Below are 26,962 nucleotides of genomic sequence, written 5' to 3'. Positions count from 1 at the left end.
TCGGCGCGGGTCTTCCATGTCTCGTCCAGGGTCAGCTGACGCTCGTGAACGACTTCCAGCCGGTGCCGATCTTCACGCCGGAGCCGATGCCGCCCGTGCCGTTGCCGGCGTAGCGGTACAGGTCGCCGGTCTTGGTGCGGCCCAGGATGTCGTCCTTGCCGTCGCCGGTGAGGTCGCCGATGCCGACGAAGTCGGCCATGCCGCCCCAGCCGGAGCCGATCTTCGTGCCCGAGCCGATGGTGCCCTTGCCGGTGCCGTAGTAGCGGTACAGGTCGCCGGTCGCCGTGCGGGCCACCAGGTCGGCGTGCCGGTCGCCGTTGAGGTCGCCGGCGCCGACGATCGTCAGGGACTTCCAGCTGGTGCCGATCTTGCCGGTGCGGGCGAGGCCGCCGGACTTCGTGCCCGCGAACAGGTACAGATCGCCGGTGGCGGTCTGGCGGGCCACCAGGTCCGGCAGGCCGTCGGCGGTGAAGTCGCCGGAGTAGGTGAGTCCGTCGAAGGCCGTCCAGCCCGTGCCGAGCTTCACCGACGCGGTCCCCGGGGTGACCGGCTTGCCGCGCTCCGGCGCGTAGCGGTGCATCGTGCCGGAGGCGTCGGTGACGAGCGTGTCGTTCGCCCCGTCGCCGCTCAGGTCGCCGAACGGGACCACCGTGGAGGTCGTCGGCCAGAGGCCGCCGTCCGCCTTCGCAGACACCGTCCCGGCCGCGTTGCCCCGGTACACCAGCAGCGAGCCGTCGGCCCCACGCGCGTACACGTCCGGGAAGCCGTCGGCGCCGACGTAGTCGCGGCGCTTCGCCGGCGGACCCGGCTTCACACCGCCCGTGGACGTCGACCACACCTGGTTGATCGCGTGGTGGTCGCTCGTCGTCCCGAGCTGCTTGTCCCAGACGCCGACCGCCCGGCCGTCCGCCCCGGCGGCGACGGAACCCTCCGTCGACAGGTCGATCGCGCCCGCCTTCGCGGGCTTCCCCCAGGCGCCGTCCGAGCGCGTGAGCGCCCACAGCTCGCCCTGCAGCGTCGTCCAGAGCACCGCGAGCGAGCCGTCGCGGCCGATGCTCGGGGCCCAGATCCGGTGCGCGTCGGTGTTCTCGGCCACCGTGCGGGTCTGCGACCACGAGCCGTCCACGGCGCGGGTGGCCGTCCGCAGCCCCCCGGCCCCGTACCAGACGGCCGTCACCCGGCCGTCGGCCTCCAGCTGCGGGATGGAGGTGGACCCCCGGTCCGTCTCCGCCGGGAGGTACTGACGCGGGCCCCACGTCGCGCTGCCCGCAGGACGGTAGACGAAGTCGCGGCCGAGGTTGTAGTGCCACCAGGTGATCAGAGTCGCGCCGTTGGCGGCCGTCTGCACGTCGAGCTCGCCCAGGGACCGATCGCCGGTACCGACGGTCGCCGGGGCGCTCCACTGCGCCGAGCCCGCCGCGCGGGTCGACACCCGCAGCTGCTCGGCGCCGGAGGTGTCGGCCTGCCAGGCGACCGTCACCGTTCCGTCTGCCCCGGCCGACGCCTTGAACTCGTACGCGTATCCGGCGCCGATCAGGACGGCGTCCGACCACGTGCCACCGGTCGCCGGCAGATCGGCCGCGTACACGCCCGCGTCCGCGTCGTTCTCGCCCGGCGTCGGGTCGCCGTTCCACACCGCGGTGAGACGGCCGCCGGGCCCGTTCACCAGCATCAGGTCGTGCGCGAAGGGCGCCGCCGTGATCCGCGCGGGGGCCGTCCACGCGGCGGCGCCCGGCTTGAGGGTCGAGGTCTGGTGCGAGTCGAAGTTCTCGTCGTCGTGGCGGTTCCAGACGACCGTGGCGGAACCGTCCTCCCCGGAGACCAGGCGCACGCCCGTCACCATCGTCTGGTCGGCGGCGATGCGGACCGGCGCGCTCCAGGCCGTGGCGCCTGCCGCTCGGGTGGCGCCCCACAGTTCCTGTGTCGCGTCGCCGAACGTGCCCTTGGTCCACACGGTGACGGCCGTGCCGTCCGGCGTGACGACCACGCCTGCGCTGGTGTTCCGCTCCCCGGTCAGGGCCGCGGGAGCGGACCACGTCCGGTCGGCCGCCGCGGCGGGCGCGGCCGTGACGAGGGCGGTGGTGAAGCCCGCGCTGACCACACCCAGCGTCAGCGAGAGCGTGGGCAGCAGCGCCGCCGAGATGATCGTTCTTCTGCTTCTGCGCATGAGAGATCCCCCTGCTGTGGCGCGGAGGCAGGGCGAGGAGGCGGGCGCGCGTATGTCGCGCACCCGCCGGCGAGCTGCGAGCGACGGTCCCCCTGACCGGCTTCCCCTGCCCCCGGCAAATGATCACCGAGCCTAACAGGGGCCGCCGTCATCGCCCGAAGGGGTTTCGCTCCCTCAGAACCGGTCCAGGAACACCGGGTTGGTGAACGCCGCCAACGCCCCCGGCAGCGGCGGCAGCACGGCAGCGTGGCGGACCTCGGCGCGGACGTACGTCGCGTACGCGCTCGTCGTGCGCCACTCGACCGTGCCCGGGCCCTCCGCCTGCAGGGTCGCCGTGTGCAGGACGCCCTGGTCGGTGACCAGGCGGGCGGTGCGCCCCGGGGCGCCGGCGACCGTCAGACGGACCGTCACCGGGGCGTCGGGGGCGGTGCGCAGGCGCTCGCCCAGGCCCGCGGTGCGGCCCCGGCCGTCCGTGACCGTCAGTTCCAGTGAGACCGCCGAGGACTCGGCGACGTACGAGCGGCCGGCGCGCAGGCCGTCCAGGATCGCCTCGCGCGTCAGGTCGTCGGCGAGCACCACCGTCTGCGGCGTGCCCACCGGGTCAGGGTCGCGGTGCGCGTCGCTGTTGCCCATGGCCGGGGTCCAGCGGCCCTGGGCGAGCGCCGCGTCCCACGCCTGGAGGGACACCTCGTCGTCCGGGGTCCACGGGCCGTTCCACACCTCGACCGCGTCCGCCTCGCCGAAGCCGAACTTCCAGTTGCAGCCGATGCAGGTGGCGTGCGGATGCGCGGGGACGACCAGGCCGCCGGCCCGGCGGATCTCCCGCGCGAAGCGGCCGAAGCGGTTCTCCCGAGCCCGGTAGCGCCAGTCGACGAAGGTCCCCGGGTCGGTGCCGAGCGCGAGGACGTGGCCGTTGCGGGTGGTGACCTCCTCGCCGAGCAGGACCAGCAGGTCGTCCCCGGCGAGTCCCGCCCACGCGCCGTGCCCGGCGTGGGTGTTGTGCTCGGTGCCGGCGACGAAGTCGAGGCCCGCGGTGCGCGCCAGGGCGGCGACCTCGGCGGGGGTGCGCCGCCCGTCGGAGTACACGGTGTGCAGATGGCAGTCGCCGCGGTACCAGGCCCGGCCGCGGCCCTTCGCCCGCTCCGGCGGGTACGCGGGCCGCACCGCGGGCGCCGCCGCGCCGGACCGGAGCGTGATCGTCACGCTGTACGCGAGGCCCTGCGGCGCGACCGTGTACGGGCCGAGCGCCACGGACCAGGTCCCGGCCCGCACCGGCCCGGCCACGTACCCGGGCGTGGCGTCGTCGGCGCGCACGAAGAACTCCTTGCGCGCGCCGCCGGACCAGCCGCGGAAGCCCTTGCCGCCGAGTTCGGTGCCGCGCTCGTCGAAGAGCCCGATGTCGAGGGCGTTGCCCTGCGTGCCGGCGGGCACGGCCGGCTGCTCGTATGTGTAGGAGACGTGGATCTCGCGGACGCCCTTCGGCACCTCGAAGGGCAGGTACACGAAGTCGGGGGAGCCGGGCGGCAGGGTGCCCCGGACGGTCTCCGTCCGGTCGCCGCCGGGGGTGTCTGCCTCGGCGAAGCTCACGGTCCCCAAGGTAAGGGCGGAGGCCATGCCCGTCGTCAGGAGCGTTCTTCTGGTGGGTTCGCTCATGACCAGAACTCTCGTACGAACCCGTGAACACGGGAACAACGCGGGACGCCGTGCTGCCGCACCTCTCGGAAATCCGCGCGGCAGCCCCTACCGTGCGGACCATGCGGATCTCGACCACGATCTTCCTGACCGACGAGACCATCACCCCCGTCCGGCTCGCCCGTGAGCTGGAGCAGCGCGGCTTCGCCGGGCTCTATCTCCCCGAGCACACGCACATCCCGATCGAGCGGACCACGCCCTACCCGGCGGCCGGCGACGTGCTGCCCCCGGAGTACGGCCGCACCCTCGACCCGTTCGTCGCCCTCGGACAGGCCGCCGCCGTCACCGAACGGCTCGGCCTCGGCACCGGCGTCACGCTGATCGCCCAGCACGACCCGATCGGCCTCGCCAAGCAGGTCGCCACGCTCGACCACCTTTCCGGCGGCCGCTTCACCCTCGGCGTCGGCTTCGGCTGGAACCGCGAGGAGGCCGCCGACCACGGTGTGGAGTGGGCGACGCGGCGCGAACTCGGCCGGGAGCGGATGGCGCTGATGCGGGCACTGTGGGCCGCCGAACCGACCGCGTACAAGGGGGAGTCCGGGGTTTCGGTGCGGGCCTCCCACGCCCACCCCAAGCCGGCCGGCGGCGCACCCCGCACCCTGCTCGGCGGCGCGGCCGGGCCCAAGCTGTTCGCGCAGATCGCCGAGTACGCCGACGGCTGGCTGCCGATCGGCGGCCGCGGCCTGACGGCGACGCTGCCGGTGCTGCGGGAGACCTGGGAGAAGGCGGGGCGCGACCCGGAGGACCTCCAGGTCGTGCCGTACGGCGTCCTGCCCAACCCCGGCAAGCTGGCCCACTACGCGGACCTGGGCTGCCCCGAGGTCGTCCTCCAGCTGCCGCCGGGCGACGAGACGGAGGTCCTGGGCGTCCTCGACGGGTACGCCGACTACCTCTGAGCCGGCCGGAGGACGGGCGGGTAGAGCTGATCGGCGGCGTCGTCGCCCTGCGCCCCGGCCGGGTCGTAGGCGCAGGGCATGCCGGTGAAGCCCTCCAGGGTCTTCCAGTGCGACCACCACGTGAAGGACAGCCGGTCGTCGTCGCCCTTGTTCGCCCGCAGCTCCCAGTCGTCGCCGGACTTCCGGTGGTCGGTGACCGTCCAGCCGGTCTTCTTCAGATGGGCCTCCAGCCGGTCCAGGGCCGCCGTGCCCTCGGCCTCGGTGACGGCGTTCAGCCGCCACTCGTGGTACATCCGGTACGAGCGGGGCTCCGGAGTGTCCTCGATGCCCTCGATGCCGCTCTGGTGGCAGTAGTCGGCGGACAGCACGTTGGCAGCCGCGCTGTAGTCGCCGCCGCCGGGCACGCTCGGCACCCGGCGGGTGAGGCCGGACGCCTCGTACATCTCCTGCGAGCGGTCGGTCGCGCGCCGCGCCATGTCGGCCGGCCGCACGCTGTCGAAGTTCTCGCCGGTCGCCTTGTCGATGCCGTACCAGACGAACAGCCCGACGATGAGCAGCACGGGCAGCCCGACCACGCAGAGGACGACGAAGAGGGCGGCGCGCACGGGGCCGCGGAGACGCTCGTTCATGACCCCGACGCTACGGGCGGACCGGAGCGGCCGGATCCGTGCGACGACTCAGATCAGGTACTCAGATCCGCTCCTCTTCTCGCGTCTTCCGCTTCTCGCGTCCACTCCTCGGATCCGGTCCTCGGACCGCCTGCCCGCGACCGACCCGTCCCCCTCGTCGGCACCCGCTCGTATGCTCGGTCCATGACGGATCACCAGGCAGGACGGCCCACCGAGAACGCGATGCGACGTGCCCTGAAGAGGGCGAGGGACGGCGTCGCGCTCGACGTGACCGAGGCCGCCGTGCTGCTGCAGGCGCGCGGGGCGGACCTGGAGGACCTGACCGCGACCGCGGGGCGGGTGCGGGACGCGGGTCTGGAGGCGGCCGGGCGGCCGGGCGTCATCACGTACTCGAAGAGCGTGTTCATCCCGCTCACCCGGCTCTGCCGCGACAAGTGCCACTACTGCACCTTCGTCACCGTCCCCGGCAGGCTCCGCCGAGCCGGCCACGGGATGTACATGTCGCCGGACGAGGTCCTCGACATCGCCCGCCGCGGCGCCGAACTCGGCTGCAAGGAAGCCCTGATCACGCTCGGCGACAAGCCCGAGGACCGCTGGCCCGAGGCCCGCGAGTGGCTCGACGCGCACGGCTACGACGACACCCTCGCGTACGTCCGCGCCATGGCGATCCGCATCCTGGAGGAGACCGGGCTGCTGCCCCATCTCAACCCGGGGGTCCTGTCCTGGACCGACTTCCAGCGGCTGAAGCCCGTCGCGCCGTCCATGGGCATGATGCTGGAGACCACGGCGACCCGCCTGTGGTCCGAGCCCGGCGGCCCGCACCACGGTTCCCCGGACAAGGAACCGGCCGTGCGGCTGCGGGTCCTGGAGGACGCCGGACGCTCCTCCGTGCCGTTCACCTCCGGGCTGCTGCTCGGCATCGGCGAGACGTACGAGGAGCGCGCCGAGTCGCTGTTCGCGCTGCGCCGCGTCTCCCGGGCGTACCACGGCGTCCAGGAGCTGATCATCCAGAACTTCCGTGCCAAGCCGGACACGGCGATGCGCGGCATGCCGGACGCGGAGCTGGACGACCTGGTCGCCGCGGTCGCCGTCGCCCGGCTCGTGATGGGGCCGTCCGCCTGCCTCCAGGCCCCGCCGAACCTCGTCGACGCCGAGTACGAGCGGCTGATCCGGGCCGGCGTCGACGACTGGGGCGGGGTCTCCCCGCTCACCATCGACCACGTCAACCCGGAGCGGCCCTGGCCGCGGATCGAGGAGCTGGCCGAGCGGTCCGCCGCGGCCGGCTTCGAACTGCGCGAACGACTCTGCGTCTACCCGGAGTTCGTCCGCCGCGGCGAGCCCTGGCTCGACCCGCGGCTGCTGCCGCACGTCCGCGCGCTCGCCGACCCGGAGACGGGCCTGGCGAACCCGGACGCCGAGGTGCGCGGACTGCCCTGGCAGGAGCCGGACGAGGCGTTCACCGCCGCCGGCCGCACCGACCTGCACCGCACCATCGACACCGAGGGCCGCACCGGCGACCGGCGCGACGACTTCGACGAGGTGTACGGGGACTGGGAGGCGCTGCGCGAGGCCGCCGCCCCCGGGATGGTCCCGCAGCGCATGGACACCGACGCGCGGGAGGCGCTGCGCGTCGCCGCCGACGACCCGACGCGGCTCACCGACGACCAGGCCCTGGTCCTGCTGCACGCCGACGGACCCGCGCTCGACGCGCTCTGCGCGGTCGCCGACGACGTGCGCAAGTCGGTGGCCGGCGACGACGTCACGTACATCGTCACGCGGAACATCAACTTCACCAACGTCTGCTACACCGGCTGCCGTTTCTGCGCCTTCGCGCAGCGCCGCACCGACGCCGACGCGTACACGCTGTCCCTGGAGCAGGTCGCCGACCGGGCGCAGCAGGCGTGGGAGGTCGGCGCGGTCGAGGTGTGCATGCAGGGCGGCATCCACCCGGACCTGCCGGGCACGGCGTACTTCGACATCGCGCGGGCGGTGAAGGAGCGCGTCCCCGGCATGCACGTGCACGCCTTCTCGCCGATGGAGGTCGTCAACGGGGCCTCGCGCACCGGCCTGTCGATCCGCGAGTGGCTGACCGCGGCGAAGGAGGCCGGGCTCGACTCGATCCCCGGCACGGCCGCGGAGATCCTCGACGACGAGGTGCGCTGGGTGCTGACGAAGGGCAAGCTGCCCACCGCCACCTGGATCGAGGTGATCACCACCGCGCACGAGCTGGGCATCCGGTCCTCGTCCACGATGATGTACGGGCACGTGGACCAGCCCCGGCACTGGCTGGGCCACTTCCGCACGCTGGCCCGCATCCAGCAGGAGACGGGCGGTTTCACCGAGTTCGTGACGCTGCCGTTCATCCACACCAACGCGCCGGTGTACCTGGCGGGCATCGCCCGCCCCGGCCCGACGGTCCGCGACAACCGCGCCGTCACGGCGATGGCCCGGCTGCTTCTCCACCCGCACATCCCGAACATCCAGACCAGCTGGGTCAAGCTCGGCGCCGACGGCGCGGCGGCGATGCTCCGCTCCGGCGCGAACGACCTGGGCGGCACGCTGATGGAGGAGACCATCTCCCGGATGGCCGGCTCCAGCTACGGCTCGTACCGCTCCGTCCGCGACCTCGTCGCGATCGCGGAGGCGGCGGGCCGGCCGGCCAGGCCGCGGACGACGCTGTACGGGGAGGTGCCGGCCGAGCGCGTGGCGGCCGCCACGGCCTCGGACGGCCACCTGCCCGAACTGCTGCCGCTGGTCGACTAGGGCCTGTCCGGCCTGTCCGACCTGTCCGACCACGATCCGCCGGACGGGGCGTGCGCGGTCACGCTGACGCGGACCGTCTCGTCGGGCGCCGCGGGGGCGGGGGCCGCGACGGCGACCGGGGCGGCGACCGCGGCGACCAGGGCGAGGACGGCGGCGGCGCGCAGGGTGTGCTTCAGCACGGTGGCTCCTGTCGGGGAGAGGCGGGGCTTGCTGTGGGCTTTCGTGTGCTTGCTGTGGGCTTCCCGTGTCTCGAGCGTCGCCGACTCTCAGGGGCCCGCGCCTCCGTCCTGGGTCGGGTCCCGCTCCGCCGCCCGGCGGAGTCGCTTCCCGGCCAGGGTGACCGGAAGGTGGCCTGAACCGACTGAACCTGATCGGTTACAGTGCTGCGCCAGACCGCCGCCGAGTCGCCACGGGAACACGGGAGCCACGGGGGAACGCGTGACCACAGCAGCAGCCACCGCCGCCGTCTGGGGCCGGGCCGAGCAGCAGGACTTCCGTTCCCGGGTACGGGGCTGCCTCCTCGGCGGCGCCGTCGGGGACGCGTTCGGGGCGGGCGCCGCCGGGCTCGACCTGGAGGAGATCCGCGCCGCCCACGGCGCGCAGGGCCTGATGGAACCGGTCCCCGCGTACGGGCTGCGCGGCGCCGTCACGGCCGCCACGCAGACGACCCTGTTCACCGTCGACGGCCTGATCCGCGCCCAGGTCCGCCGGGACATCGGCGCCTGGCACCCGCCCACCGACGTGCACCGCGCCCATCTGCGCTGGGCCGCCACCCAGCGCGACTGGGGCCCCGACGAGCGCCGCAAGGACGGCGGCTGGCTGGCCCGCCAGGAATGGCTGTACGCCCGCCGCGACCCGTCCCGCGCCTGTCTGACCGGGTTCGGCGACGAGGTGCTCGGCACCCTCGACAAGCCCAAGAACCCCGAGGCCCGGGACGCCGGCGCGGTGGTGCGCTCCGCGCCCTTCGGGCTGCTCGTCGGCTGGGAGCCGGACCTGGTCTGCCAGCTCGCCGTCGAGTGCGCCGCGCAGACCCACGGCCACCCCGCCGCGTACCTCTCCGCCGGGGCGTTCGCGCTGATCGTGCACGGACTGGCGCGCGGCGAGACCGTGGACGGCGCCGTGCAGCGGGCGCTGGCCCAGCTGGCCCGGCGGCCCGGCCACCAGCCCGTCGCCGACGCGCTCCAGCAGGCCCTCGGCGCGGTACGCCAGGGCATACCCGGCCCGGGCCGGGTCGACGCGCTCGGCGCCGGCGAGGACCTGGCCGAACGGGCCCTCGCGGTCGCCGTCTACTGCACGCTCGTCGGCGAGGACATACGTCACGGCCTGCGCCTGTCCGTCAACCACGACGGCCCGTCGGCCGCCACCGGCGCCCTGACCGGCGCGCTGCTCGGCGCCCTGCACGGCGAGACGGCCCTCCCGCCGGCCTGGGTGGCCGAGCTGGAGGGCCGCGCCACGATCCTGGAGCTGGCCGACGACTTCGCGATGGAGATGACGCAGGGCGCGGCCCTGCACAGCCCGGCCGAGTCGTCCCAGGCCTGGCTGACGCGCTACCCGAGGGACTGAGCGCGTCCCCGGAGCGCCGGCGCTACCGCATCAGCTCGCCCGCGTTCACCAGCAGCGACTGGCCGGTGATGGACCGCGCGCGGTCCGAGGCCAGGAACGCCACCGCGTCGGCCACGTCCGCGTCCGTCGCCAGCTCCGGCAGCGCCATCCGCTCGGTGAGCCGCCCCAGTACCTCCTCCTCCGGCACACCCTCCGTGCTCGCCGCGAACGTCACGTACGCCTGGACCGGCGGGCCCCACATCCAGCCCGGCAGCACGGTGTTGACCCGGATCCGGTGCGGCCCCAGTTCGCGCGCCAGCGAGTACATCGCGCTGGTCATTGCCCCCTTCGACGCCGCGTACGCCGCCTGCCGGACCTGCGAGGGCGCGGCCACGGAGGACTGGGTGCCGATGACGACGACCGAGCCGCCGCGCTGCTTCAGCGCCGGCAGGCAGGCCCGGGTCATCCGCAGCGTGCCGAGCAGATTGACGTCGAGCACGCCCTGCCAGGTGGCGAAGTCGGCGTCCTCCAGGCCGCCGAAGTAGCTGTCCAGGGCGGCGACGTGGACCACCGCGTCGATCGCCCCGAAGCGTTCCACGGCGAGCGCGGCGAGCGCCTCGCACTGCGCCTCGTCGGTGATGTCGGTCGCCCGGTACGCGGTGTGCTCGCCCTTCGGGTCGAGCTCCGCGGCACAGGCGGCGAGCCGGTCCTCGGTGCGGGCGCCGAGGACGGCGTTGCCGCCGTCCTGCACGACGGCGGCGGCGACCCGGTGTCCGAGACCGGCGCCGACTCCGGACACGACGACGGTCTTTCCCTGCAGCAGCATCCGCGACCTCCCGGCTCTGGCCATCCATCTGACGGCCCGTCAGAGTAGGTCTCCGGCAACGACTTGGGAAGGGGCAGCGAATGAGCGACGAGCAGGGTGACACCCGCGGCGACGCGTACGCCGAACTGGCCGCGGTCGGCCCGTACGGCATCCGCCCCGGGCACGCGCTGATCACCATGGTGGAGCCGCACCCGGGCCACGAGTACGCGTACAACCGCTGGTACGAGGACGACCACTACTACGCCGGCGCGATGGCGATGCCCTGGATGTACGCGGGCCGCCGCTGGGTCGCCACCCGCGAACTGCAGGAACTGCGCTACCCGGAGAAGTCCGCGGTCGCCCAGCCGGTCACCGCCGGCTGCTACATCTCCACGTACTGGATCACCGAGGGCCGCTACGCCGAGCACATGAAGTGGACGGTCGCCATCAACAAGCGGCTCAACCGCGACGCCCGCGTCCACCAGGCCCGGACGCACGTCTTCACGTCCTTCCAGGACCACGAGGCCACCGTGTATCGCGACGGCGCGGCCGGCCCCCGCGACTTCCACGCCCTGGACCATCCGTACCAGGGGCTCGTCCTGCAGGTGATCGACGCCGAGGACGCGGAGCGGCGGGCCGAACTCCTGGAGTGGCTGCGCACCCGGGAGCTGCCCCGCCGCCTCGCGGGCTCACCGGCGGCGATGGTCACGGTCTTCCGGCCGACCCCGCTGCCCGGCGACCGGATGACGTATGTGAAGCAGGTCGAGGGGGTCGACACCCGGCTGACGCTGCTGTGGTTCCTGGAGGCGGACCCGCGCGCCTGCTGGCAGGAGCACTTCACGGGTCTGGACGCCGGGGAACTGGGGAGGGTGGAGCTGGTCGCGCCGTTCGTCCCGACGGTGCCGGGAACGGACCGCTACGTGGACGAGCTGCGCTGACGGGGGAGTAGGGGGTCGGCGGGCAAGGCTGAGCCCTCTCGGCCAGGACGGCGAAGCCGGTCGAGAGGGCTCTGTGCTGGTGCGTGCCGGTGTGGATCGGACGAGTGGAGCACTCAGAGAGTTCCCGTGCTCACTTCGCCCACGAACGCGTTCCACGAGTGCGGTGCGAAAGTGATCGAAGGACCCTCGGGGGCCTTTGAGTCACGCACCGCGATGGAGGCCAGGACCGGGGACTTGACCTCCACGCAGGCACCGTCTCCGTGGGAATACGAGGACTTCGTCCAGCTGTCCGTACCACCCTGGATAATCGCCATGTTCTTGGCTCCGATTCTGCCGATCGACGTGGCACCGACGTTGTCGCCGGCGCTCATGCTGGCGTGATCGACGCTACTGGTCGGCCTCGGGGCGTGGGCCGGGTGTTCACTCGTGAGAGTGGCATATTCCAGTGGGACTTCCGGTGACGAGGAACCGGGGTGTACCGTTCCGCTCCCTCAGTTCGAGCTCGCGTACTCCTTCGCGATCCGCTCGATGAACTGCCGGGTCTGTTCGACATTCAGGGCATGCGCGCGAAGGTGCTCGTACATGACGCTGTACTTGGAGACGTCATTCGCCTTTTCCAGATACAGGTCGCTCGTCACGCCTTCGATGTACACGACGCTGGAGTCCGAGGTGTCCGGGAATTCCAGAATGGCGTAATGCCCGCTGATGCCCGGATGCGCCCCCAAGTCGAACGGCAACACCTGAACCGTCACATGCGGCAGCTGCGACTGCTCCACGAGATGTTGCAGCTGCTCGATCATCAGCTGCCTGTTGCCGACGATCCGGCGCAGCGCGCCCTCGTCGATCACCGCCCACAGCCGCAGCGGAACCTCCTGCGTCTTGATCCGGTCCTGCCGCCGGGTGCGCACGTTGACCCGCTTCTCGATCTCGGTCGGCGTCGACTCCGGCAGCGCGCCCGCGATCAGCGCCTCCGCGTACCGGTTCGTCTGCAACAGGCCGGGGATGACCTGGGGTTCGTAGACCCGCAGGCTCTCGGCGTCGGTCTCCAGGCCGATGTACACGCTGTACGGGATGTCGCCGAAGGCGTGCCACCAGCCCTGCTGGCGGGAGTCCTTGGCCATCTGCATCAGCGACTCGACGACTCTGTCGTCCTCCACCTCGTACACGCCGCACAGATCGCGGACGTCGCGCTGGCTGATGGAACGGCGGCCGTTCTCCAGCCGGCTGATCTTCGACTGGGAGACCAGGAGGCGCTCCGCCACCTGCTCCGCCGTCATGCCCTTCAGCTCGCGAAGCCGGCGCAACTCCTGGCCCAATCGGCGTCGCCTGACGGTGGGGTTGACGTTGGACGCCACGGGAACTGCACCTCCGGCTGCGTAGCTGTACGTATCTACTGCTTGGCAGACTGCCACCAAAGGTGCGGGGCGCGCTGGAAAACGGCGACAACGCAGGTGCGCGGGACAGCCGGTGGGGCTGCCCCGCGCACACGTACCAGTGGTCCGCGCGGTCAGTGCGACGCGACCGCGCGGGCCATGCGGCCGCGGGCCGGCTGCACCGGCACCGCCGCCTGACGGCCCCCGCCGGGGGCCGCACGGCGGGGCTGCGCGCCCACGCCGTTCTGGACGTCCATCACCGCGTGCGCGACGAGACCGCCCATCGGGTCGTGCCGGATCAGGTCGCGCAGCCGGGACCGCGACGACCGTCCTTCGTTGCCCGGGTACAGGTGCTTGCCGAGACCGACCGCGTGGGCCAGAGCGGCGAGCGCCGCGGTCCGCGGGTCCGGCGGTACGCCGGTGCGGATCGCACTGTCCAGCCGGGCCCTGATGTCCCGGCTGATCGCCGTGTCCGTCGCCTGGTAGCGAGTCGTCGGCAGCACTCCGCACATCTGACCCGCCACGGCATGGACCATGCCGCACCGCTCCAGATGAGCGAGGTAAATCTGGCGGAGCCCCAGTCGGGGTCCGCCTATCCAGTGGACGGCCCGGACCGGGCTGCCGCGCCTGCGCAGCAGTTCCAGTGCGGAGTCCAGAGTCGGATCTCCGGTCGGCCGTGGCATCACCACGGCGATACGATCCCCGTCAGGGGCTATCCGTCCTGCCAGAGCCAGCTCCACTAGCTGTGCTCCGGCGAGGCCGAGGTCGAGCGACTGCGGCTGCGCTGTGGTACCCGTGGTCGGGTCCAGAGCGAGCAGCAGAAGCTCCTCCGGAAGTGTTCTGCGGCTCCTGCCCATCCATGCCTCCCCGCGTGGATGAATGACAGGGTGACCCCTCTCACATTCATCTGTCGAGAGTGCCTGGTCGGTTGGGGCGGGAACCGGTAGGTATGTCGTTCTCGTCTAGCACGGGAGCCAAGGGGTTCACACAGGACACTGGTAGATGGTTCGGACGAACAGATGACGCATGGAGGAGGCACGGTGGCGGGCGAGTCCCCCGACAAGTCGGAGCAGCGGAAGTCGTCGGGGGAGGCGGCTTCGGGCGGACAGGATCCGCGGCTGGCCCTCTTGGGCGATTCCGGTTCCCCGGTACGGGTCGACCAGCCGACCGCCGTCTTCAAGACCGTGTCCCCCCGGGCCCCGGAGGACTCCGAGGCCACGGCGGAGCCCTCTGCGGAGCCCGCGAGCGAGCCGGCGGCGGAGTCCGCGGCCGAGTCCGCGGCGGAGCCCGAGAAGGGCGCCGACGACCGCCTGAAGGCCGCGGTGGCGGCGTGGGTGGCCACGGACGACGCGGACGAGGACGCGGACGGGGACGGGGCGGACGACGCGGACGCGGAGGGCGCTGAGGCGCAGGATCGTGCCGCCTCGCAGGAGGCGGAGGACGCGGAGGACGCGGAGGAGTCCGCGGAGGCCCGTACGGAGCCGGAGGCGGAGCCGCGGACGGACGCGGACGCCGAGCCGGAGACGGCCGAGGAGCCCGCCACGGACGAGCCCGCGGCGGCCGCCGAGCCGGCGGCGGACGCGGAGACCGACGCGGACTCCGACACGGACGCGGAGACCGACGTCCACGCGGACACCGACGCGGACGCGGACGCGGACGCAGTCGACGAGCCCGAGTCGGACGAGCCCGAGTCGGACGAGCCCGAGTCGGACGAGCCCGACTCGGACGAGCCCGACTCGGACGAGCCCGAGTCCGCGTCGGACGACGAGCCCGAGACCGCCCCCGTGCCGGCCCCGAAGGCCGCCCCCGTGCCGGCCGCGAAGGCCGCCCCCGTGCCGGAGTCCTGGTTCGCCGCCAAGAAGCCCGCCACGCCCGCCCCTACGCCCGAGGAGGACCCCAAGGCCCCCGAGGCGGCGAAGGCGGCTCCGGAGACGCCTGAGAAGCCCGGGGACGCCGAGGAGAAGCCCGCGGCGGCCGAGAAGCCCGCCGCGCCCGTCGTGGACCAGCCGACGGCCGTGTTCAAGGCCGTCCGCCCGCCGGTCGTCGACCAGCCGACCACCGCCCTGAAGCTCCCGTCGTCGCTGGCGCCCGCGACTCCGCCCCGGAGCGAGCCCGCCCCGGAGCGGCCGAGCACCTTCGTGCCGCTGCGCAAGGAGGAGGCCTCCGCCCCGGCCGCCCCGTCGCCGGCTGCCCAGTCCCCGGCCGCCCCGTCGCCGGCCGCCCCGTCGCCGGCCGCGCCGCCGCAGCAGCCCGCGTCGCTCAGTGAGCCCGAGCGGACCAAGCAGCAGCCCATGCCGCCGCTGCCCCCGCTCGACCTGCTCGCCGAGCTGACCAACACGCCGCCCCCGCCGCCCAGCCCGATGCGCACGCTCGTGCGGCGCCTCAGGATCTGGACCCCGCTGGTGGTCCTCGTCTTGATCGTCTTTGCGGTCGTGCAGCTTGTGCGCCCCCTGCCGCAGCCCGTCCTGTCCCTCTCCGTCGCCCCCGTCCACACCTTCGAGGGCGGCGAGCTGAAGATGCCGTGGCCCACCGAGGGCCAGGGCGCGGTCGAGGTCGAGGGCGTCGGCTCCATGGGCACGTACGGCGAGCAGAAGCCCGCCCCCCTCGCCAGCGTGGCGAAGACCATGACGGCGTACGTGATCCTTCGCGACCACCCCCTGAAGGGGAAGCAGAAGGGTCCGAAGATCACCGTCGACAAGAAGGCCGCGGACGAGGCCGGCAACACGCACGAGTCGCGCGCCCCGGTGAAGGAGGGGCAGGAGTACACGGAGAAGGAACTTCTCCAGCTCCTGATGATTCCTTCCGCGAACAACGTGGCCCGGCTGCTCGCCCGCTGGGACGCCGGTTCGGAGGCCGCGTTCGTCGAGAAGATGAACGCCGCCGCCAAGGACCTGGGCATGACGAGCTCGACGTACACCGACCCGTCCGGTCTGGACTCCACCACGGTGTCCACGCCGAAGGACCAGCTGAAGCTGGCGAAGGCGGTCATGCAGTACGACGTGTTCCGGGAGATCGTGAACAGCCCGAACATCACCGTCCGCGGCATCCCCGGCCGGATCGAGAACAACAACAACATCCTGCTGGAGCCGGGCGTCAGCGGCATCAAGACCGGCTCCTCGACGCCCGCCGGCGGCAACCTGCTCTGGGCGGCGAACACCGTCGTCGACGGCAAGATCCACCGCGTGCTCGGCGTCGTCATGGGCGCGAAGAACGCCAAGATCCTGGACGACAAGCTGCAGCTCTCGATCGACTACAGCCTCGAACTCATCCGGCAGGCCCAGAAGGACGTGACCTCCGCGGCCGTCATCCGCAAGGGCCAGGTCGTCGGGTACGTCGACGACGGTCTCGGCGGCCGCACGGAGGTCGTCGCGACGAAGGAGCTGAAGCCGATCGGCTGGCCGGGCCACAAGGTGCACCTGGAGCTGACCGACGGCGGCAAGACCGTCCCGCACAGCGGCAAGGCCGGCGACATCGTCGGCACGGTGTCGGTCGGCGTCGGAGCGGGCCAGGTCAGCGCGCCCGTGGCGCTCAAGTCCGACCTGGTCGAGCCCGGCGTCGGCACGAAGCTGGCCCGCCTCGGCTGACGCGCAGCGGCCTCTCGCGCGCGTGGGCGCCCCGGTCTCCGGGGCGCCCACCTGTTAGCGTTCCGGGGCAACCGACGGCGCGGGGACGGCGTCCGATCGGGAGACGGGGATGGGGAGCGGGACAGGACCGGGACCGGAGAGAGCCGAGTGACCACCGCCGAGCCGACACGCGCCGACGACGGTACGAACGCGCACGACCGACCGCACGACAGACCGCTCGACCTGGAGCACGACGGGCCGCAGCACCGCCCGGACGCGGCCATGCGAATAGCGCTGCCCTCGCCGCGTACGGCACCGGCCCAGGCAGCCCTGGCACCCGCGCCGCCCGTCACGGAGCGGCCCTCCGTACCCCGCCCCCGCACCCCCTTCCGTCGTCGCCGCCGCTACCCCGTCCTCGTCGCGACCGGCGTCGCCGCCCTCCTCCACATCCTCTGGTTCTTCCTGTTCGCGAACAGCGGCGGCGACCTCGCCGCGCAGGACGCCTGGGCGGAGTTCGTCGGCCGGCACCCGGACTCGGCGTACAACCTGGCCTGGTACGGCGGGATGCACCCGGTCTCGTACAGCGTGGTCTCGCCGTACGTGATGTCCCTGCTCGGCGTGCGGACGACGATGATGATCGTCGGCACGCTCTCGGCGGGTCTGACGGCGCTGATCCTGGTCCGGGTGCGGGCGGTCCGGAACCCGATGGTGTGCGCGCTGGCCGGGGTGTTCGCCTTCCTGTGCAACGCGATGTCGGGCCGGGTCACGTTCGGCCTCGGCATGACGTTCGCGCTCGGCGCGGTCGCGGCGGTGTTCTGCTGGCCGCACCGCTGGCGGCGCAGACGCTGGGCGAAGGCCGCCGTCGCGGCGCCGCTCGCGGGCCTGGCCACGGCGGCCAGCCCGGTGGCGGGCCTGTTCCTCGGGGTCACCGCGGCCGCGCTGTTCCTCAACAAGCGGCGGCCCGGCGCGTACGCGCTCGGGCTGGCGCCGGTCGTGGTGGTCGCGCTGTCGGCCTGGCTGTTCCCGTTCTCCGGCACGCAGCCGATGTCACTGGGGTCGACGGCGCTGCCGTTCGCCTTCGGCGTGCTGGTGTACGCCCTGGTCCCGAAGGACTGGCGGACGGTCCGCACCGGCGCGGCGGTCTACGCGGCGGGCACGGCGCTCACCTTCGTGGTCGACTCCCAGATCGGCTCGAACGTCTCGCGCCTCCCGATGCTGTTCGCGGGCGTGGTGCTGCTGGCGGCGCTGCCGTACACCGTGCCGCGCTCGCGCCGCTGGTACGCGCTGGTGCTCGCGATCGCCGGACTGCACCTGTGGATCGGCTACAAGAGCGTCGACGACGTGATCCGCACCGCGCCCGACGCGTCGTGGGCGCGCGAGCTGGCGCCGCTGGTCAACCAACTGCAGGTGCGGGGCGCGGAGAAGGCCCGGGTCGAGGTCGTACCGGCCAGCAGCCACCGGGAGTCGTCCGCGCTCACCCCGTACATCAACCTGGCCCGCGGCTGGAACCGGCAGGCCGACATCGAGCGCAACCCGGTCTTCTACGACGACACCCTCGACGCCGCGAACTACCAGGAGTGGCTGGACCGCTGGGCGGTGCACTACGTGGTGCTGCCGACGGGCGCGCCGGACACGGGCGGCGAGCGCGAGGCGAAACTGGTGGAGGCGGGGCTGCCGTACCTGAAGCAGGTGTGGTCGGACGAGAACTGGCGGCTGTACGAGGTCCAGGACCCGACGCCGCTGGCCGACCCGCCGGCGAAGGTGGAGCGCGCGGGCGAGAACGAGGTGACGATCCGCCTGGAGTCGGCGGGCCGGGTGCTGATCCGGGTGCCGTATTCGCCGTGGCTGGCGCTGCTGGACGAGAACGGCGCGAAGCTCGAGCCGCCGCAGGAGACGGAGGCGTCGAAGCGGGCCCGCGAGGCGTCGGAGGAGGACCTGCCGCCGCAGTACGCGAACACCCACGGCTGCCTGCTGAAGGCCGAGCCGGACGGGCAGGGCGACGAGTGGACGGAGCTGCTGGCGCCGCGGCCCGGCACGTACCGCCTGGCGGCCCCGTACAAGATCTTCCCGCGCGGTACCGCCTGCCCGGAGGAACTGCGCTGAGACTCCCGCAGCCGCGCGCCGTCCTGCAAGATGGGCGGCTATGGCATGCGAACGGTGCGGGAACGGACGGCGCGGACCACTGCCGGGCATGGTCTGTCCGGACTGCGCCAGGGCGCGTCCGGTGCGGCACGGCGGGACGGTGCTGCTGATCGCGGGCGCGCTGACGGTGGCGGCGGCGATCACGGTGTTGGCCCTCGTCGGCGGCGAGGGCGGCGAGGGGGACGAGGGGGACGCCCGGCAGGGCGCGGCGGCCGCGAGACCGGGCGGCGGACTGGTGCGGGTGATCCCGACGAGAATCGCCCCCACGGAGTTCCCGTCGGAGCCGGCCACGGGCCTGCCGGCCGACCCGACCGGCAGCGCGGCACCGACGCCCCCGACGAGCGGGCCCCCGACGCCGCCGCACGCCCCGACGCCGCCCCCGTCCCCCGACTACGACGCGTGGGCGGGCCCGGGCTGCGCGGGCGGCCGGGGCGGCGAGTACCGCGAGCACGGCCGGTACGAGGACGGCCGGGAGGGCTGGTACACGGTGCCGTCCGGCGGGCACCGCGGCGACGGGTGCGACGGCCGGTTCACGGCGATCCCCATGTCGGGAAGCGCGACGCGCGACAACGGCAACACGGCGACGTGGAGTTGGCCCGTGGGCGCGGGCTACGACAGCTGCACGCTGGCCGTCCAGGTGCCCTCGCCGCCGGACCGGCAGGACGCGGCGGGGGATCCGACGGTGTACGAGGTCCTGGCGAACGGCTCGGCGTACGCGAGGTTCGAGGTCGACCAGCCGTCCCACAGCGGCGAACTCCTCCACACGGCGTGGTACCCCCTGCACGACGACCGGTTCACGGTCCGCCTCCTGGACCGGGGAGTCGACTGGGGCTCGCAGGAGCGGGATGGCGCGCACCACGGCGCGGCCCAGATGAGGCTGAGCTGCCGATGAACCACGCCCCGGTCCCCCCGATCGCCCCGGTCCTGGCGACCACCCCCCACGCCAGCCCCACCAGGGAGCTGCTGACGCGAGCGGCGGAGGCGCGGCGCATGGAGGTGATCCCCCTGACGACGAGACGAGCGGCGCGGCAGCTCGGGGCGCGCCGGGAACGGATCCACTTCTACGGCGGCCCGGCGCTCGGAGAAGCGGTGGCCGAGGACCTGTCCGTGACCCTGCTGGAACCGAAGGACGACTGGCTGCCGAACCTGCCGAGGGAGTTCACGCACCGAACGCTCGAGGAACTCCCCCTGGCGGAGGCGAGAAAGCTGGACACCCGCGTCTTCGCCAAGCCCCCGAGGGACAAGACGTTCCCGGCGAGGATCTACGCCGACGGGAGGGACCTGCCGACGCAGCTCGCTCCGACCACGAAGGTCCTGGTCAGCGAAGTCGTCGACTGGTCGGTGGAGTTCCGCCTGTTCGTCCTCGACGGCGAGATCCGCACCGGCTCCCAGTACGCCCGCCACGGCCTGCTGGACGTGGCACCGCTGATGGCCCACCACCAGGAGCCCGAGGCCCGCCGTTTCGCGACCACCCTCCTGGAACGACACGGCGAGACCCTGCCGAGCGCCGTGGTCCTGGACATAGGCGTGACGGCGGGGGAGTGGGCCGTCGTCGAAGCGAACATGCCATGGTTCAGCACCCTCTACGCCGCGGACCCGTCCAGGGCCCTGGACGTAGTCCTGAGATCAGCCACCCCGACGGGACAACTCCAACCGCGGGACAGGCAGTTCAGCCGCACACAGCCTGAGGCGCCCGCGACCCGTGTCGCGGAGATGGCCGTTGGATGAAGATCGCCGACTGCGCTGTGGACAGGCCCACCCCCGCCATAACCTGCGACCACCTGTTCACCCACTTCGTCCGAGTGTGTCGCGTGACCTTCCTGCGCAGAACTTCGCTGGGCGTGGCCGCAGTACTCACGGTGCTCGCCGGGACCTCCGGCTGCACGGCGGAGAGCAGTGCGCAAGGCAGTGGGGAAGGCAGCGCAGACGAGGTGGGACTCTGGTCCGCTCGGCTGAGCGACAGCGAAGTGCCGGGCCATTCGGTGCGTTTGGACTCGCTCGGCAAGGACGCGGGCGCGTCCCCGAGGCAGTCCCTCACGCCCGCGCAGTGCCGCCCGCTCTTCGACCCGGCGCTCGGCGCCGCCGACCGGACGGCCGAGGCCCATGTGCGGATGACCCTCGACCCGCACAAGAAGGACCCGATCGCCCCCGTCGAGCGGCACATCACCCTGTCCCAGCACCGGCCGGGCGGAGCCGACGCGTATCTCGCATCGCTCAAGAAGGCACTCGAGAACTGCTCCACACTGTCCTGGGCCGAGCAATGGGGCGCCCGAACCGAGGCGTCCGTAGCCCGCAAGCCGGCACCGAAGGAGGGCGACGACTCCGTCGCCTACGTCCTGACGGCCAAGGTGCCCGTCGCCGGGGTCCAGAAGGACAGCACCTACTACGTCGTGATCGCCGTCCGCACCGGCACCAAGACTGCCCTCTTCGCCACCGCAGTCCCGACCACCCGAACCACGAACACCCCGGACAAGGCCCTCACCGTAGCCCTGCAGCACCAGTCCGCGATCACCGAACAAACCACCAAACTCACCCGACTCCGCTAGCCCTCCACCAAGACCCACGGCCGCGACCACGCGAAAGGGCCAGCTCGAGGGGGATCAAGCCCCTGAACTGGCCCTTGGCGCTGTGCCCCCGGCAGGATTCGAACCTGCGACACCCGCTTTAGGAGAGCGGTGCTCTATCCCCTGAGCTACGAAGGCGGGCCTTGCGTACAACGTGGCTGAATACTCTGAGTGAGGACTCATCCACGCCATGGCAAGGATAGTGACCGCCGCTGAGGGCGGTCCCTGACAGGTTAGCGGATCGGATCGGGGCAGTGGGCTGTGGCGTCAGCTCTCGTCGGTGATCACCGTGGACCCTTCTGTGGTGTCGCTGATGTCCTTGGTCTCCGCATCGGCATCGGAGTAGGTGGGGTCTTCCTGGTGCCGTGCGGCGCTGGTGGCGTTCTGGGCCAGGAGGAAGCCGAGGACCACGAGGCTCTGGGCTTCTGCACCGAAGGCGATCATGCGGCGGTTCCAGAGCGAGCGGTCGAACTGGGAGAAGCCCGCTTCGGCGTCTTCGCGGCCGCCGTAGAGCTGCTGGTGGACGGCGGTGTCGTCGGGGATCTGCAGGAGGTGCTCGGCGCGGTGGAAGCCGGTCTCGACGTCGCTCTGCCCGTCGTCGCGTTCGCCAGGGGCGGTGGTGACGCCGACAGGTTCACGGTGTTGGTGGGGACCGCGCGGGCAGGGGATGGTGAGCAGGTGGTACCAGCGGTGGGTGTGGGTGCTGGCGCGGCGTTCGAGCTTGCGGACCGGGAGGGGTACGAGGGTGCTGGTGCCGTCGTCGAGGTTGGCGCGCTCGTGCACGCGGCCCCCTGAGGACCACAGTTCGTGGCGGCAGCGGCGGTACGCGACGGTGCGGATGTAGCGGGGCTTGGTGCCCTTGTGCTGCTTGTTGATGAGCAGCCGGCCGCGGCGGGCGATGACGTCACGGTGCATCCCACGGAAGGCGCCGTCGTACAGGACGCCCATGCAGCCGTCGGCTGCGTCGAGAATGTCGCAGGCGAGACTGAGTGCGACGGCGGCCTCGCCGCCTTCCTGGTCGTGCGGGACGTGGGCGTAGTTGAGGAAGACGCGGCGGAAGTAGCCGCGGTGGCGGGTGGAGAAGACGACGAACTTGGTGCCCAGGACCATCGCCTCACCAGATTCGTCTTCCCGCGCGACCGTGGCTGCCGCCGTCTGCTCGGCGGGTGCGCCCTTGCGGTCGGCTCCGCCTTCCTTCTGCCAGGAAGAGGCTGGGTCGACGCGGTGGCGGCGGACCTCGCCAGTGGTCGGATCGACGCTGTAGGGGGTGGTGGAGAGGGTGGGTGATTTGGCGACGGTGCCGTCGCCGGCGATGAGCTGGTGGCGCTGCGGGCCGCTCCAGCAGCGTCGCCTGTCGGTGGGGAGTAGTCCCTGGCGCAGGGCCTGGGTGAGGGCGAGCTCGGCGAACGTGGCGTTGAGCGCCTCCAGGCGCGGAACCAGGAGCTTGCGTTGCGCGTGCTGCCACTGGTGGCGCGAGGGCCCAGTCTTGGGCAGGCGTTTAGCCTCGTCCTCGCCCAGGTAGTGGCCGACGCCCTTGCGGATCTCCTTCCAGACCGCCTCGTCCTGCAGGTCGCCGGCGCAGTAGCGGGCGGAGCCGTGGATGCCGCGCAGGGCGAGGAAGAGGACGTAGACGTATGGCGGGTACTCGGGTGGGCGGCCCCGGCGGGTGCCAGGTTCTTGTTCGACGGCGGCGGCGAGGCGGTAGAGGTCCTCGAACCGGGCGATGTCCCTGACGCGCCGGGAGACGGTGCGCAGGTCGGATTCGCAGGCGCGGCGGGCGGTCTTCTTGCGCTGAGCACGGTGTACGCGGTCGCCAAAGAGGTCGTCAGGCATTCCTGCCGTCTCCCTTCTGTGCAGGGGATTGCTTGTCGTCGGTGCGGGCTTGCCAGTCGTGTCCGATGAGGGCTGCAGTGCTGTCGAGGGAGCTCATACCGAGATGGCGGGCCGCGGCCTCGATGCGCCGGGTGCGGGTGAAGGTCTCCCACCCCGCGTACGCGGTGATGGAGGCGGGACGGATGGCGCTGTCGGAGCTGAGGCCGACGCGGTTGATCAGGTCGCGCAGCGCTACGCAGACACGAGCCTGGATCTGCTCGGACGTTCCGTTGCGGGACGAGACGGCGAGCCGGAGGTGGTGGGGATCAAGTGCAGGTGGGGCTGTGGCCTGGACGTGGTGGACGCGGGCCGCCAGGACGTGGGCGGCCCAGGCGTCCAGCGGGCACCAGCGCGGTCGCGTCTTGGTCGAGCCGTGCATCCACACCCGCGCGCCTGTGAGGTCGAGGTCGGACGGTGTGACATGGCCGATCTCGCCGCTGAATCCGCCGGCCAGGGCAAGCGCGGCAGCGGCGGCATGGCGCGTTGCATGGCGGGTGAACTCGGCCGCCGTCCGTAGTTCGACGGCCTCGGCCTCGTCCAGAGGCCGGGTCTCGCCCGTCACGCGAGGCGGCAGGCCGATGTCCCGGGTGGGGTCCGTGTCGGTGAGGCCGAGCCGACGGGCGGTGGCGAAGCACATGCGCAGGACACTGCGCCGCAGATGTCGGGTGGACAGCGAGGCCGGGGCCACCCGCCCGTGACGCGTCCGGCCGTGAGCGTCGATGAACCGCGTGGTCAGCGGGGTGTCGAGCTCTCTGAGCAGCGGGGCACCCTGGGCCGTGGCGAATGCTTCGAAGCGGTGCAGTAGCTGGCCGAACCGGCTGAGTGTCTGCTCGGACATCTCGCCGCGCGTGACCAAGCCCTGCCAATCGGCGAGAACCTGTCTGACGGTGGCCGTGAGCGTGACTTCACCGGCCACGGTCCGCCACCTCTGAGGCCATCGGGCACGGCCACGACCTCGCCGGGAGGGTTGGTTGAGGGATATGGGGCATGAGGAGACCTCCACGCAAGTGGTGCGAACATGCACCACCGTGGGGAGGGTTTCCGACGTGCGCAACGCGAGGACGCCCAAGCGGTGAAAGGCTCGGCCGTTCGGTGTGCGAGCTGACGTTCGTTCAGTGTGCTGGGCGAATGGTGATGTTGGGCATGGGTGCTGGTTCCCTTCCGGTGCGTAGTGCCATGCTGGTCGACAAGGGGTGGATGGCGAGGGGATCGAACCCTCCGCGCCCAGGCTCCAGATCCTCGCGCGGACACCAGCCGCCACCCCGGGAATGTCGCCCCGGCTCACGCCAGGGCGACATTCCGCTGTTACTCGGGGCTCCGGGGATCAGGCGGTGGGGGCGTGGGCGCCGCGAAGGCTCTGCAGGACGCCGTCGAGGAATGCCGCGTACCGGGCGTCGGGCAGGGCTTGGACCTCCTGAAGGGTCAGCCCGAGCAGGGTGATGCCCGTGGGGGGTTCGGCCATACTCGAATCCGGCTCCAGCCCTGGCCTTGCCTGCGACGCGCCGTCCCCGCTCGGCCCAGGTGCTGCCTCGCCGGCGGCTGGTCCGTCGGTCCGACCGGATGTCGGCCGATGGCCACCGGCCGGGGCAAGGTGCACTCGTAGCTGCTCGTCGCGGACCAGGACCAGGCCGATCACCAGCCACTCGACCAAGTACATGCCGCGCAGCGGCACTCCGGGCAGGCCCGCGCGGATGCTGGCGGCCAGTTCCTCCTGCGGGAGGGGGCCGTCGGCGAGAAGCCGTGCCGCGGCCGAGGCGGACCAGTGCCTCGCGAGCAGCGGGTGCAGCAGGAGCCGGGCTCGCGCGGAATCGCGAGGCCACAGTTCGGCGAACTCCCGCCCCTCGTCGGTGATTGCATACAGGCCGCGGTCTGCCCGTACGAGGCCAACGTCCGCCAAGAAGCCCATGCAATCGCCGACGGTGGCCGCGCTCCGGCCGGTGTGCTGCGCCAGCTCACTCCGTCGCACCTGGCCTGTGCCCTCGACCAGCTGGGCCAGAGTCACGACGGTGTTGATCTGTTGCACGGGGCTGGAGCGACCGCTGGGCGCCCGCCGGGGCGCGGGTGACGTGGCCGCTACCTGCCGACTGGTTCGCTGCCGGGGCATCGAGGCCGCAGATGTGTCGGCGCGCCCGCCTGTCGTGGAATCCGAATGCGAGAAGAAAGACACGATGAGCCCATTTCCCGACCCATGGCGGGCCGAATTTGCTCCGGGCTCTCGCGATCACGCCAAAAGGCGCTTAGAATAACGGCGATGCGTGAGCCCAGAAAGACGCGCGTCCTTGTGCCGCCGAACGGTTCCAGCCCCCGGCGGCACTTGCGCGTGCATCTCCCTCTTGTTGAATCGAGGGTCCTACTCGCTAAGCATCACCCGCCTCGGGCTCCTGGGGGATGCCGTACACACCGCGCTCAAGGCGGATGAGCGTCCCAGCCCGTACGAGTTCGGTGAGCTCCGGGCCGATGCCGCCGAGGCTGAGGTCCGGCCGCACGACGCTTACGTGTCGGGCGATCTCCGCGCGGGGCACGCCGCGACCCTGTGCGCGTACGTAGGCCACCATCTCCTGGCCTAGCGTCGGCCGCGAGCCACGGGGAGCCGACCCGGTTGGCTCGCCGAGAGGTTCCGGTACGTCATCGCCTGGCTGCACGACGCCGGCAAGTAGTTCCTCGGCACCCAGCGCCACCCGCTGAGAGACCTCCGCGCGCGCATTCGCGGAGTCGAATGCAGTACGGGCCGCGGCGACCTCCTCCTCTGCGCGGGCAAGGCGGTCCTTCGCCGCGGCAAGCCGCTGCTCGTCGCAGAGGGCCAGCGACCTGAGTTCGCCAAGAACGGCCACCGCTGCTTGTGACTGCACGGAAGAACCTCCCCTCAGTTCCCAGGATCTGCAATCTGTGACGAGATTATCCAGCTCCGCATCAGTCCGGTAGGCCTTCTCCGGAAACCCCTCATTGGAGCCCTAAGGGGAAGAGGTGGATTTCCTCGAACAGAAACCGAATAGGGGGCCTCGGATGTCAGCGTGTGGTGCCATTCTGCGATGATGCATGTGCTCTCACGTGCGTTTTCTTCACTAGGCATCAGTTACCCAGAGTCAGTGTGGCCCGCACGAGGGGAAGGGGGGCGCACGGGAGTGAAATGTCTGTCGATGGGCGAGGGTGACGGGCAGCGGATGCTCAGTCAGGGTCCAACGTGACCCATCCGTCCGGGATCCAGCCCCCGATGTATCCCTCGATGAGCAAGGCGAAGGCCGGGATACCCAGGTGTCTCAACTCCGGGAGAACGGCCTCCCATTGCTCCCAGCCCCCCGCTTCCATCGGGAACGGCTCGTCGGCGTGGGCGGTGAAGATGCGGACCTCGCGCCGACCGGTCGGCGACGGCATTGATAGGGGTTCGGCACGCGCGACGACGTCGCCTGGCCGTATGTCACCAGTCGCCATCAGGCGGAGGGCGGCCTGCTCGTACGTCTCACGTTCGCGGCGCCGCGTCGAGGGAAGCGTGAGTCTGCCCGCCGGTTCCTGGCGGAGTGTCAGTACCTCATGGCCGGGCCCGAAGCACAGGAGGTACACCAGTCGACGCATCAGAGGTGCATACATGCACATGTCTGAATCGTCCCCGAGTGTACGTGCCGTGCAAGTGGGATGCGGCTAAACGGGGATTGGTGGTCGCGCCGTCAGAGGGGCGGGCCCGATGGCAGTGCGGCCGGCCCTGGCCAGAGCTGGAATCCGAATGCGGCCTCGAGTCGGGCGATGGTCCCCAAGTCCGGCATGACCCTGCCGTTGACCACTCGGCTCACGGTGGAATGGGTGACGCCCGTGACGTCAGCCAGCGTACGGAGCGTGTGCCCGGTGGAGGCCATGGCGCGCTCGAGGTTGCGGGCCAAAGCCTGCCCGTAGTGCGCGCTCACGGGGGCGTCGGGAGTCAGAGCGGCGTGTGGCCAGGTGCCGTCGACCACATAGTGGCGCGGGACCTGATCGTTGCTGCTCCGGGGCATGCCGAGATCATCCCACGTACCCATGGGTCCGCA

General features: G+C 72.0%; 23 protein-coding genes and 1 tRNA gene. 9 read left to right on the top strand and 15 right to left on the bottom strand.

Annotated elements, in window-relative coordinates:
• Positions 1-31 precede the first annotated feature (31 nt).
• A complete protein-coding gene (locus tag ACGFMM_RS07740) occupies positions 32-2,167 on the bottom strand; it encodes an FG-GAP repeat domain-containing protein (RefSeq protein WP_393644143.1) in 2,136 nt (711 codons plus the stop codon).
• Between the two features lie 174 nt (positions 2,168-2,341).
• Positions 2,342-3,820, bottom strand: coding sequence for a CehA/McbA family metallohydrolase (locus tag ACGFMM_RS07735; RefSeq protein ID WP_393644141.1), 1,479 nt, complete (start codon positions 3,818-3,820; stop codon positions 2,342-2,344).
• Between the two features lie 101 nt (positions 3,821-3,921).
• Between ACGFMM_RS07735 and ACGFMM_RS07730 the strand changes: the two genes are divergently transcribed.
• Positions 3,922-4,755, top strand: a complete 834-nt coding sequence (locus tag ACGFMM_RS07730) for an LLM class F420-dependent oxidoreductase (protein WP_393644139.1) — start codon at positions 3,922-3,924, stop codon at positions 4,753-4,755.
• Here the strand turns inward: ACGFMM_RS07730 and ACGFMM_RS07725 are convergent.
• Entirely contained in the window at positions 4,746-5,384 is a 639-nt protein-coding gene (locus ACGFMM_RS07725) for a hypothetical protein (protein WP_393644137.1), read from the bottom strand. The two genes, ACGFMM_RS07730 and ACGFMM_RS07725, sit on opposite strands and share 10 nt — an antisense overlap.
• Before the next feature lie 183 nt (positions 5,385-5,567).
• On the opposite strand from ACGFMM_RS07725, the gene ACGFMM_RS07720 reads away from it, so the two are divergent.
• A complete protein-coding gene (locus ACGFMM_RS07720; RefSeq protein ID WP_393644135.1) occupies positions 5,568-8,147 on the top strand; it encodes a bifunctional FO biosynthesis protein CofGH in 2,580 nt (859 codons plus the stop codon).
• On the opposite strand, the gene ACGFMM_RS07715 is transcribed toward ACGFMM_RS07720, so the two are convergent.
• Positions 8,144-8,326 (bottom strand): hypothetical protein, encoded by a 183-nt coding sequence (locus ACGFMM_RS07715; protein WP_393644133.1) that lies wholly within the window; start codon positions 8,324-8,326, stop codon positions 8,144-8,146. The two genes, ACGFMM_RS07720 and ACGFMM_RS07715, sit on opposite strands and share 4 nt — an antisense overlap.
• A 259-nt stretch (positions 8,327-8,585) precedes the next feature.
• On the opposite strand from ACGFMM_RS07715, the gene ACGFMM_RS07710 reads away from it, so the two are divergent.
• Positions 8,586-9,710: an ADP-ribosylglycohydrolase family protein gene (locus tag ACGFMM_RS07710; RefSeq protein ID WP_393644131.1), complete on the top strand. Its 1,125-nt coding sequence runs from the start codon at positions 8,586-8,588 to the stop codon at positions 9,708-9,710.
• 22 nt (positions 9,711-9,732) lie between these two features.
• On the opposite strand, the gene ACGFMM_RS07705 is transcribed toward ACGFMM_RS07710, so the two are convergent.
• Positions 9,733-10,515, bottom strand: a complete 783-nt coding sequence (locus tag ACGFMM_RS07705; protein WP_393644129.1) for an SDR family oxidoreductase — start codon at positions 10,513-10,515, stop codon at positions 9,733-9,735.
• Between the two features lie 80 nt (positions 10,516-10,595).
• Here ACGFMM_RS07705 and ACGFMM_RS07700 point away from each other — a divergent pair, with 80 nt between their 5' ends.
• A complete protein-coding gene (locus tag ACGFMM_RS07700; protein WP_393644127.1) occupies positions 10,596-11,432 on the top strand; it encodes a hypothetical protein in 837 nt (278 codons plus the stop codon).
• 113 nt (positions 11,433-11,545) lie between these two features.
• Here ACGFMM_RS07700 and ACGFMM_RS07695 read toward each other — a convergent pair whose 3' ends face one another.
• The 3 genes from ACGFMM_RS07695 to ACGFMM_RS07685 all read right to left on the bottom strand — a co-directional run bounded on the left by ACGFMM_RS07695 (position 11,546) and on the right by ACGFMM_RS07685 (position 13,662).
• Entirely contained in the window at positions 11,546-11,746 is a 201-nt protein-coding gene (locus ACGFMM_RS07695) for a DUF397 domain-containing protein (RefSeq protein ID WP_393644709.1), read from the bottom strand.
• A gap of 177 nt (positions 11,747-11,923) precedes the next feature.
• A complete protein-coding gene (locus tag ACGFMM_RS07690; protein WP_393644125.1) occupies positions 11,924-12,787 on the bottom strand; it encodes a helix-turn-helix domain-containing protein in 864 nt (287 codons plus the stop codon).
• A 152-nt stretch (positions 12,788-12,939) separates the two neighbouring features.
• The gene (locus ACGFMM_RS07685) at positions 12,940-13,662 is read right to left on the bottom strand and encodes a GPP34 family phosphoprotein (protein WP_393644123.1); all 723 of its coding nucleotides are present in this window, start codon (positions 13,660-13,662) and stop codon (positions 12,940-12,942) included.
• Positions 13,663-13,824: 162 nt separating this feature from the next.
• On the opposite strand from ACGFMM_RS07685, the gene ACGFMM_RS07680 reads away from it, so the two are divergent.
• From ACGFMM_RS07680 to ACGFMM_RS07660, 5 genes are all read left to right on the top strand, one after another.
• Positions 13,825-16,389: a D-alanyl-D-alanine carboxypeptidase family protein gene (locus tag ACGFMM_RS07680; RefSeq protein WP_393644121.1), complete on the top strand. Its 2,565-nt coding sequence runs from the start codon at positions 13,825-13,827 to the stop codon at positions 16,387-16,389.
• Between the two features lie 147 nt (positions 16,390-16,536).
• Positions 16,537-18,471: an MFS transporter gene (locus tag ACGFMM_RS07675; protein ID WP_393644119.1), complete on the top strand. Its 1,935-nt coding sequence runs from the start codon at positions 16,537-16,539 to the stop codon at positions 18,469-18,471.
• A 40-nt stretch (positions 18,472-18,511) separates the two neighbouring features.
• Positions 18,512-19,402: an adhesin gene (locus ACGFMM_RS07670; RefSeq protein WP_393644118.1), complete on the top strand. Its 891-nt coding sequence runs from the start codon at positions 18,512-18,514 to the stop codon at positions 19,400-19,402.
• Positions 19,399-20,238, top strand: a complete 840-nt coding sequence (locus tag ACGFMM_RS07665; RefSeq protein ID WP_393644116.1) for an ATP-grasp domain-containing protein — start codon at positions 19,399-19,401, stop codon at positions 20,236-20,238. Before ACGFMM_RS07670 ends, ACGFMM_RS07665 begins: the two co-directional genes overlap by 4 nt.
• 113 nt (positions 20,239-20,351) lie before the next feature.
• Complete coding sequence (locus ACGFMM_RS07660; protein WP_393644114.1) at positions 20,352-21,056, top strand: hypothetical protein; 705 nt, start codon at positions 20,352-20,354, stop codon at positions 21,054-21,056.
• Between the two features lie 83 nt (positions 21,057-21,139).
• Here ACGFMM_RS07660 and ACGFMM_RS07655 read toward each other — a convergent pair.
• The 7 genes from ACGFMM_RS07655 to ACGFMM_RS07625 all read right to left on the bottom strand — a co-directional run bounded on the left by ACGFMM_RS07655 (position 21,140) and on the right by ACGFMM_RS07625 (position 26,953).
• Positions 21,140-21,212, bottom strand: a tRNA-Arg gene (locus ACGFMM_RS07655).
• 129 nt (positions 21,213-21,341) lie between these two features.
• A complete protein-coding gene (locus ACGFMM_RS07650; protein WP_393644112.1) occupies positions 21,342-22,907 on the bottom strand; it encodes a hypothetical protein in 1,566 nt (521 codons plus the stop codon).
• Complete coding sequence (locus ACGFMM_RS07645; RefSeq protein ID WP_393644110.1) at positions 22,900-23,862, bottom strand: hypothetical protein; 963 nt, start codon at positions 23,860-23,862, stop codon at positions 22,900-22,902. The genes ACGFMM_RS07650 and ACGFMM_RS07645 overlap by 8 nt, the downstream gene beginning before the upstream one ends.
• Before the next feature lie 408 nt (positions 23,863-24,270).
• Positions 24,271-24,948, bottom strand: a complete 678-nt coding sequence (locus ACGFMM_RS07640) for a hypothetical protein (RefSeq protein WP_393644108.1) — start codon at positions 24,946-24,948, stop codon at positions 24,271-24,273.
• 355 nt (positions 24,949-25,303) lie between these two features.
• The gene (locus ACGFMM_RS07635) at positions 25,304-25,795 is read right to left on the bottom strand and encodes a hypothetical protein (protein ID WP_393644106.1); all 492 of its coding nucleotides are present in this window, start codon (positions 25,793-25,795) and stop codon (positions 25,304-25,306) included.
• A 316-nt stretch (positions 25,796-26,111) separates the two neighbouring features.
• Positions 26,112-26,516, bottom strand: coding sequence for a hypothetical protein (locus tag ACGFMM_RS07630; RefSeq protein WP_393644104.1), 405 nt, complete (start codon positions 26,514-26,516; stop codon positions 26,112-26,114).
• Between the two features lie 92 nt (positions 26,517-26,608).
• Positions 26,609-26,953, bottom strand: a complete 345-nt coding sequence (locus tag ACGFMM_RS07625) for a helix-turn-helix domain-containing protein (protein WP_393644102.1) — start codon at positions 26,951-26,953, stop codon at positions 26,609-26,611.
• Positions 26,954-26,962: the final 9 nt, after the last annotated feature.

The sequence above is a fragment of the Streptomyces sp. NPDC048604 genome (assembly GCF_043199435.1).
Lineage (GTDB): Bacteria > Actinomycetota > Actinomycetes > Streptomycetales > Streptomycetaceae > Streptomyces.
This window is presented reverse-complemented; position numbering and strand designations above follow the sequence as displayed.

Coding starts and splice junctions, on each gene's coding strand:
- ACGFMM_RS07740 (WP_393644143.1), bottom strand. CDS start 2,167: ATGCGCAGAAGCAGAAGAACGATCATCTCGGCGGCGCTGCTGCCCACG.
- ACGFMM_RS07735 (WP_393644141.1), bottom strand. CDS start 3,820: ATGAGCGAACCCACCAGAAGAACGCTCCTGACGACGGGCATGGCCTCC.
- ACGFMM_RS07730 (WP_393644139.1), top strand. CDS start 3,922: ATGCGGATCTCGACCACGATCTTCCTGACCGACGAGACCATCACCCCC.
- ACGFMM_RS07725 (WP_393644137.1), bottom strand. CDS start 5,384: ATGAACGAGCGTCTCCGCGGCCCCGTGCGCGCCGCCCTCTTCGTCGTC.
- ACGFMM_RS07720 (WP_393644135.1), top strand. CDS start 5,568: ATGACGGATCACCAGGCAGGACGGCCCACCGAGAACGCGATGCGACGT.
- ACGFMM_RS07705 (WP_393644129.1), bottom strand. CDS start 10,515: ATGCTGCTGCAGGGAAAGACCGTCGTCGTGTCCGGAGTCGGCGCCGGT.
- ACGFMM_RS07700 (WP_393644127.1), top strand. CDS start 10,596: ATGAGCGACGAGCAGGGTGACACCCGCGGCGACGCGTACGCCGAACTG.
- ACGFMM_RS07695 (WP_393644709.1), bottom strand. CDS start 11,746: ATGGCGATTATCCAGGGTGGTACGGACAGCTGGACGAAGTCCTCGTAT.
- ACGFMM_RS07685 (WP_393644123.1), bottom strand. CDS start 13,662: ATGGGCAGGAGCCGCAGAACACTTCCGGAGGAGCTTCTGCTGCTCGCT.
- ACGFMM_RS07680 (WP_393644121.1), top strand. CDS start 13,825: ATGACGCATGGAGGAGGCACGGTGGCGGGCGAGTCCCCCGACAAGTCG.
- ACGFMM_RS07670 (WP_393644118.1), top strand. CDS start 18,512: ATGGCATGCGAACGGTGCGGGAACGGACGGCGCGGACCACTGCCGGGC.
- ACGFMM_RS07665 (WP_393644116.1), top strand. CDS start 19,399: ATGAACCACGCCCCGGTCCCCCCGATCGCCCCGGTCCTGGCGACCACC.
- ACGFMM_RS07650 (WP_393644112.1), bottom strand. CDS start 22,907: ATGCCTGACGACCTCTTTGGCGACCGCGTACACCGTGCTCAGCGCAAG.
- ACGFMM_RS07630 (WP_393644104.1), bottom strand. CDS start 26,516: ATGCGTCGACTGGTGTACCTCCTGTGCTTCGGGCCCGGCCATGAGGTA.
- ACGFMM_RS07625 (WP_393644102.1), bottom strand. CDS start 26,953: ATGGGTACGTGGGATGATCTCGGCATGCCCCGGAGCAGCAACGATCAG.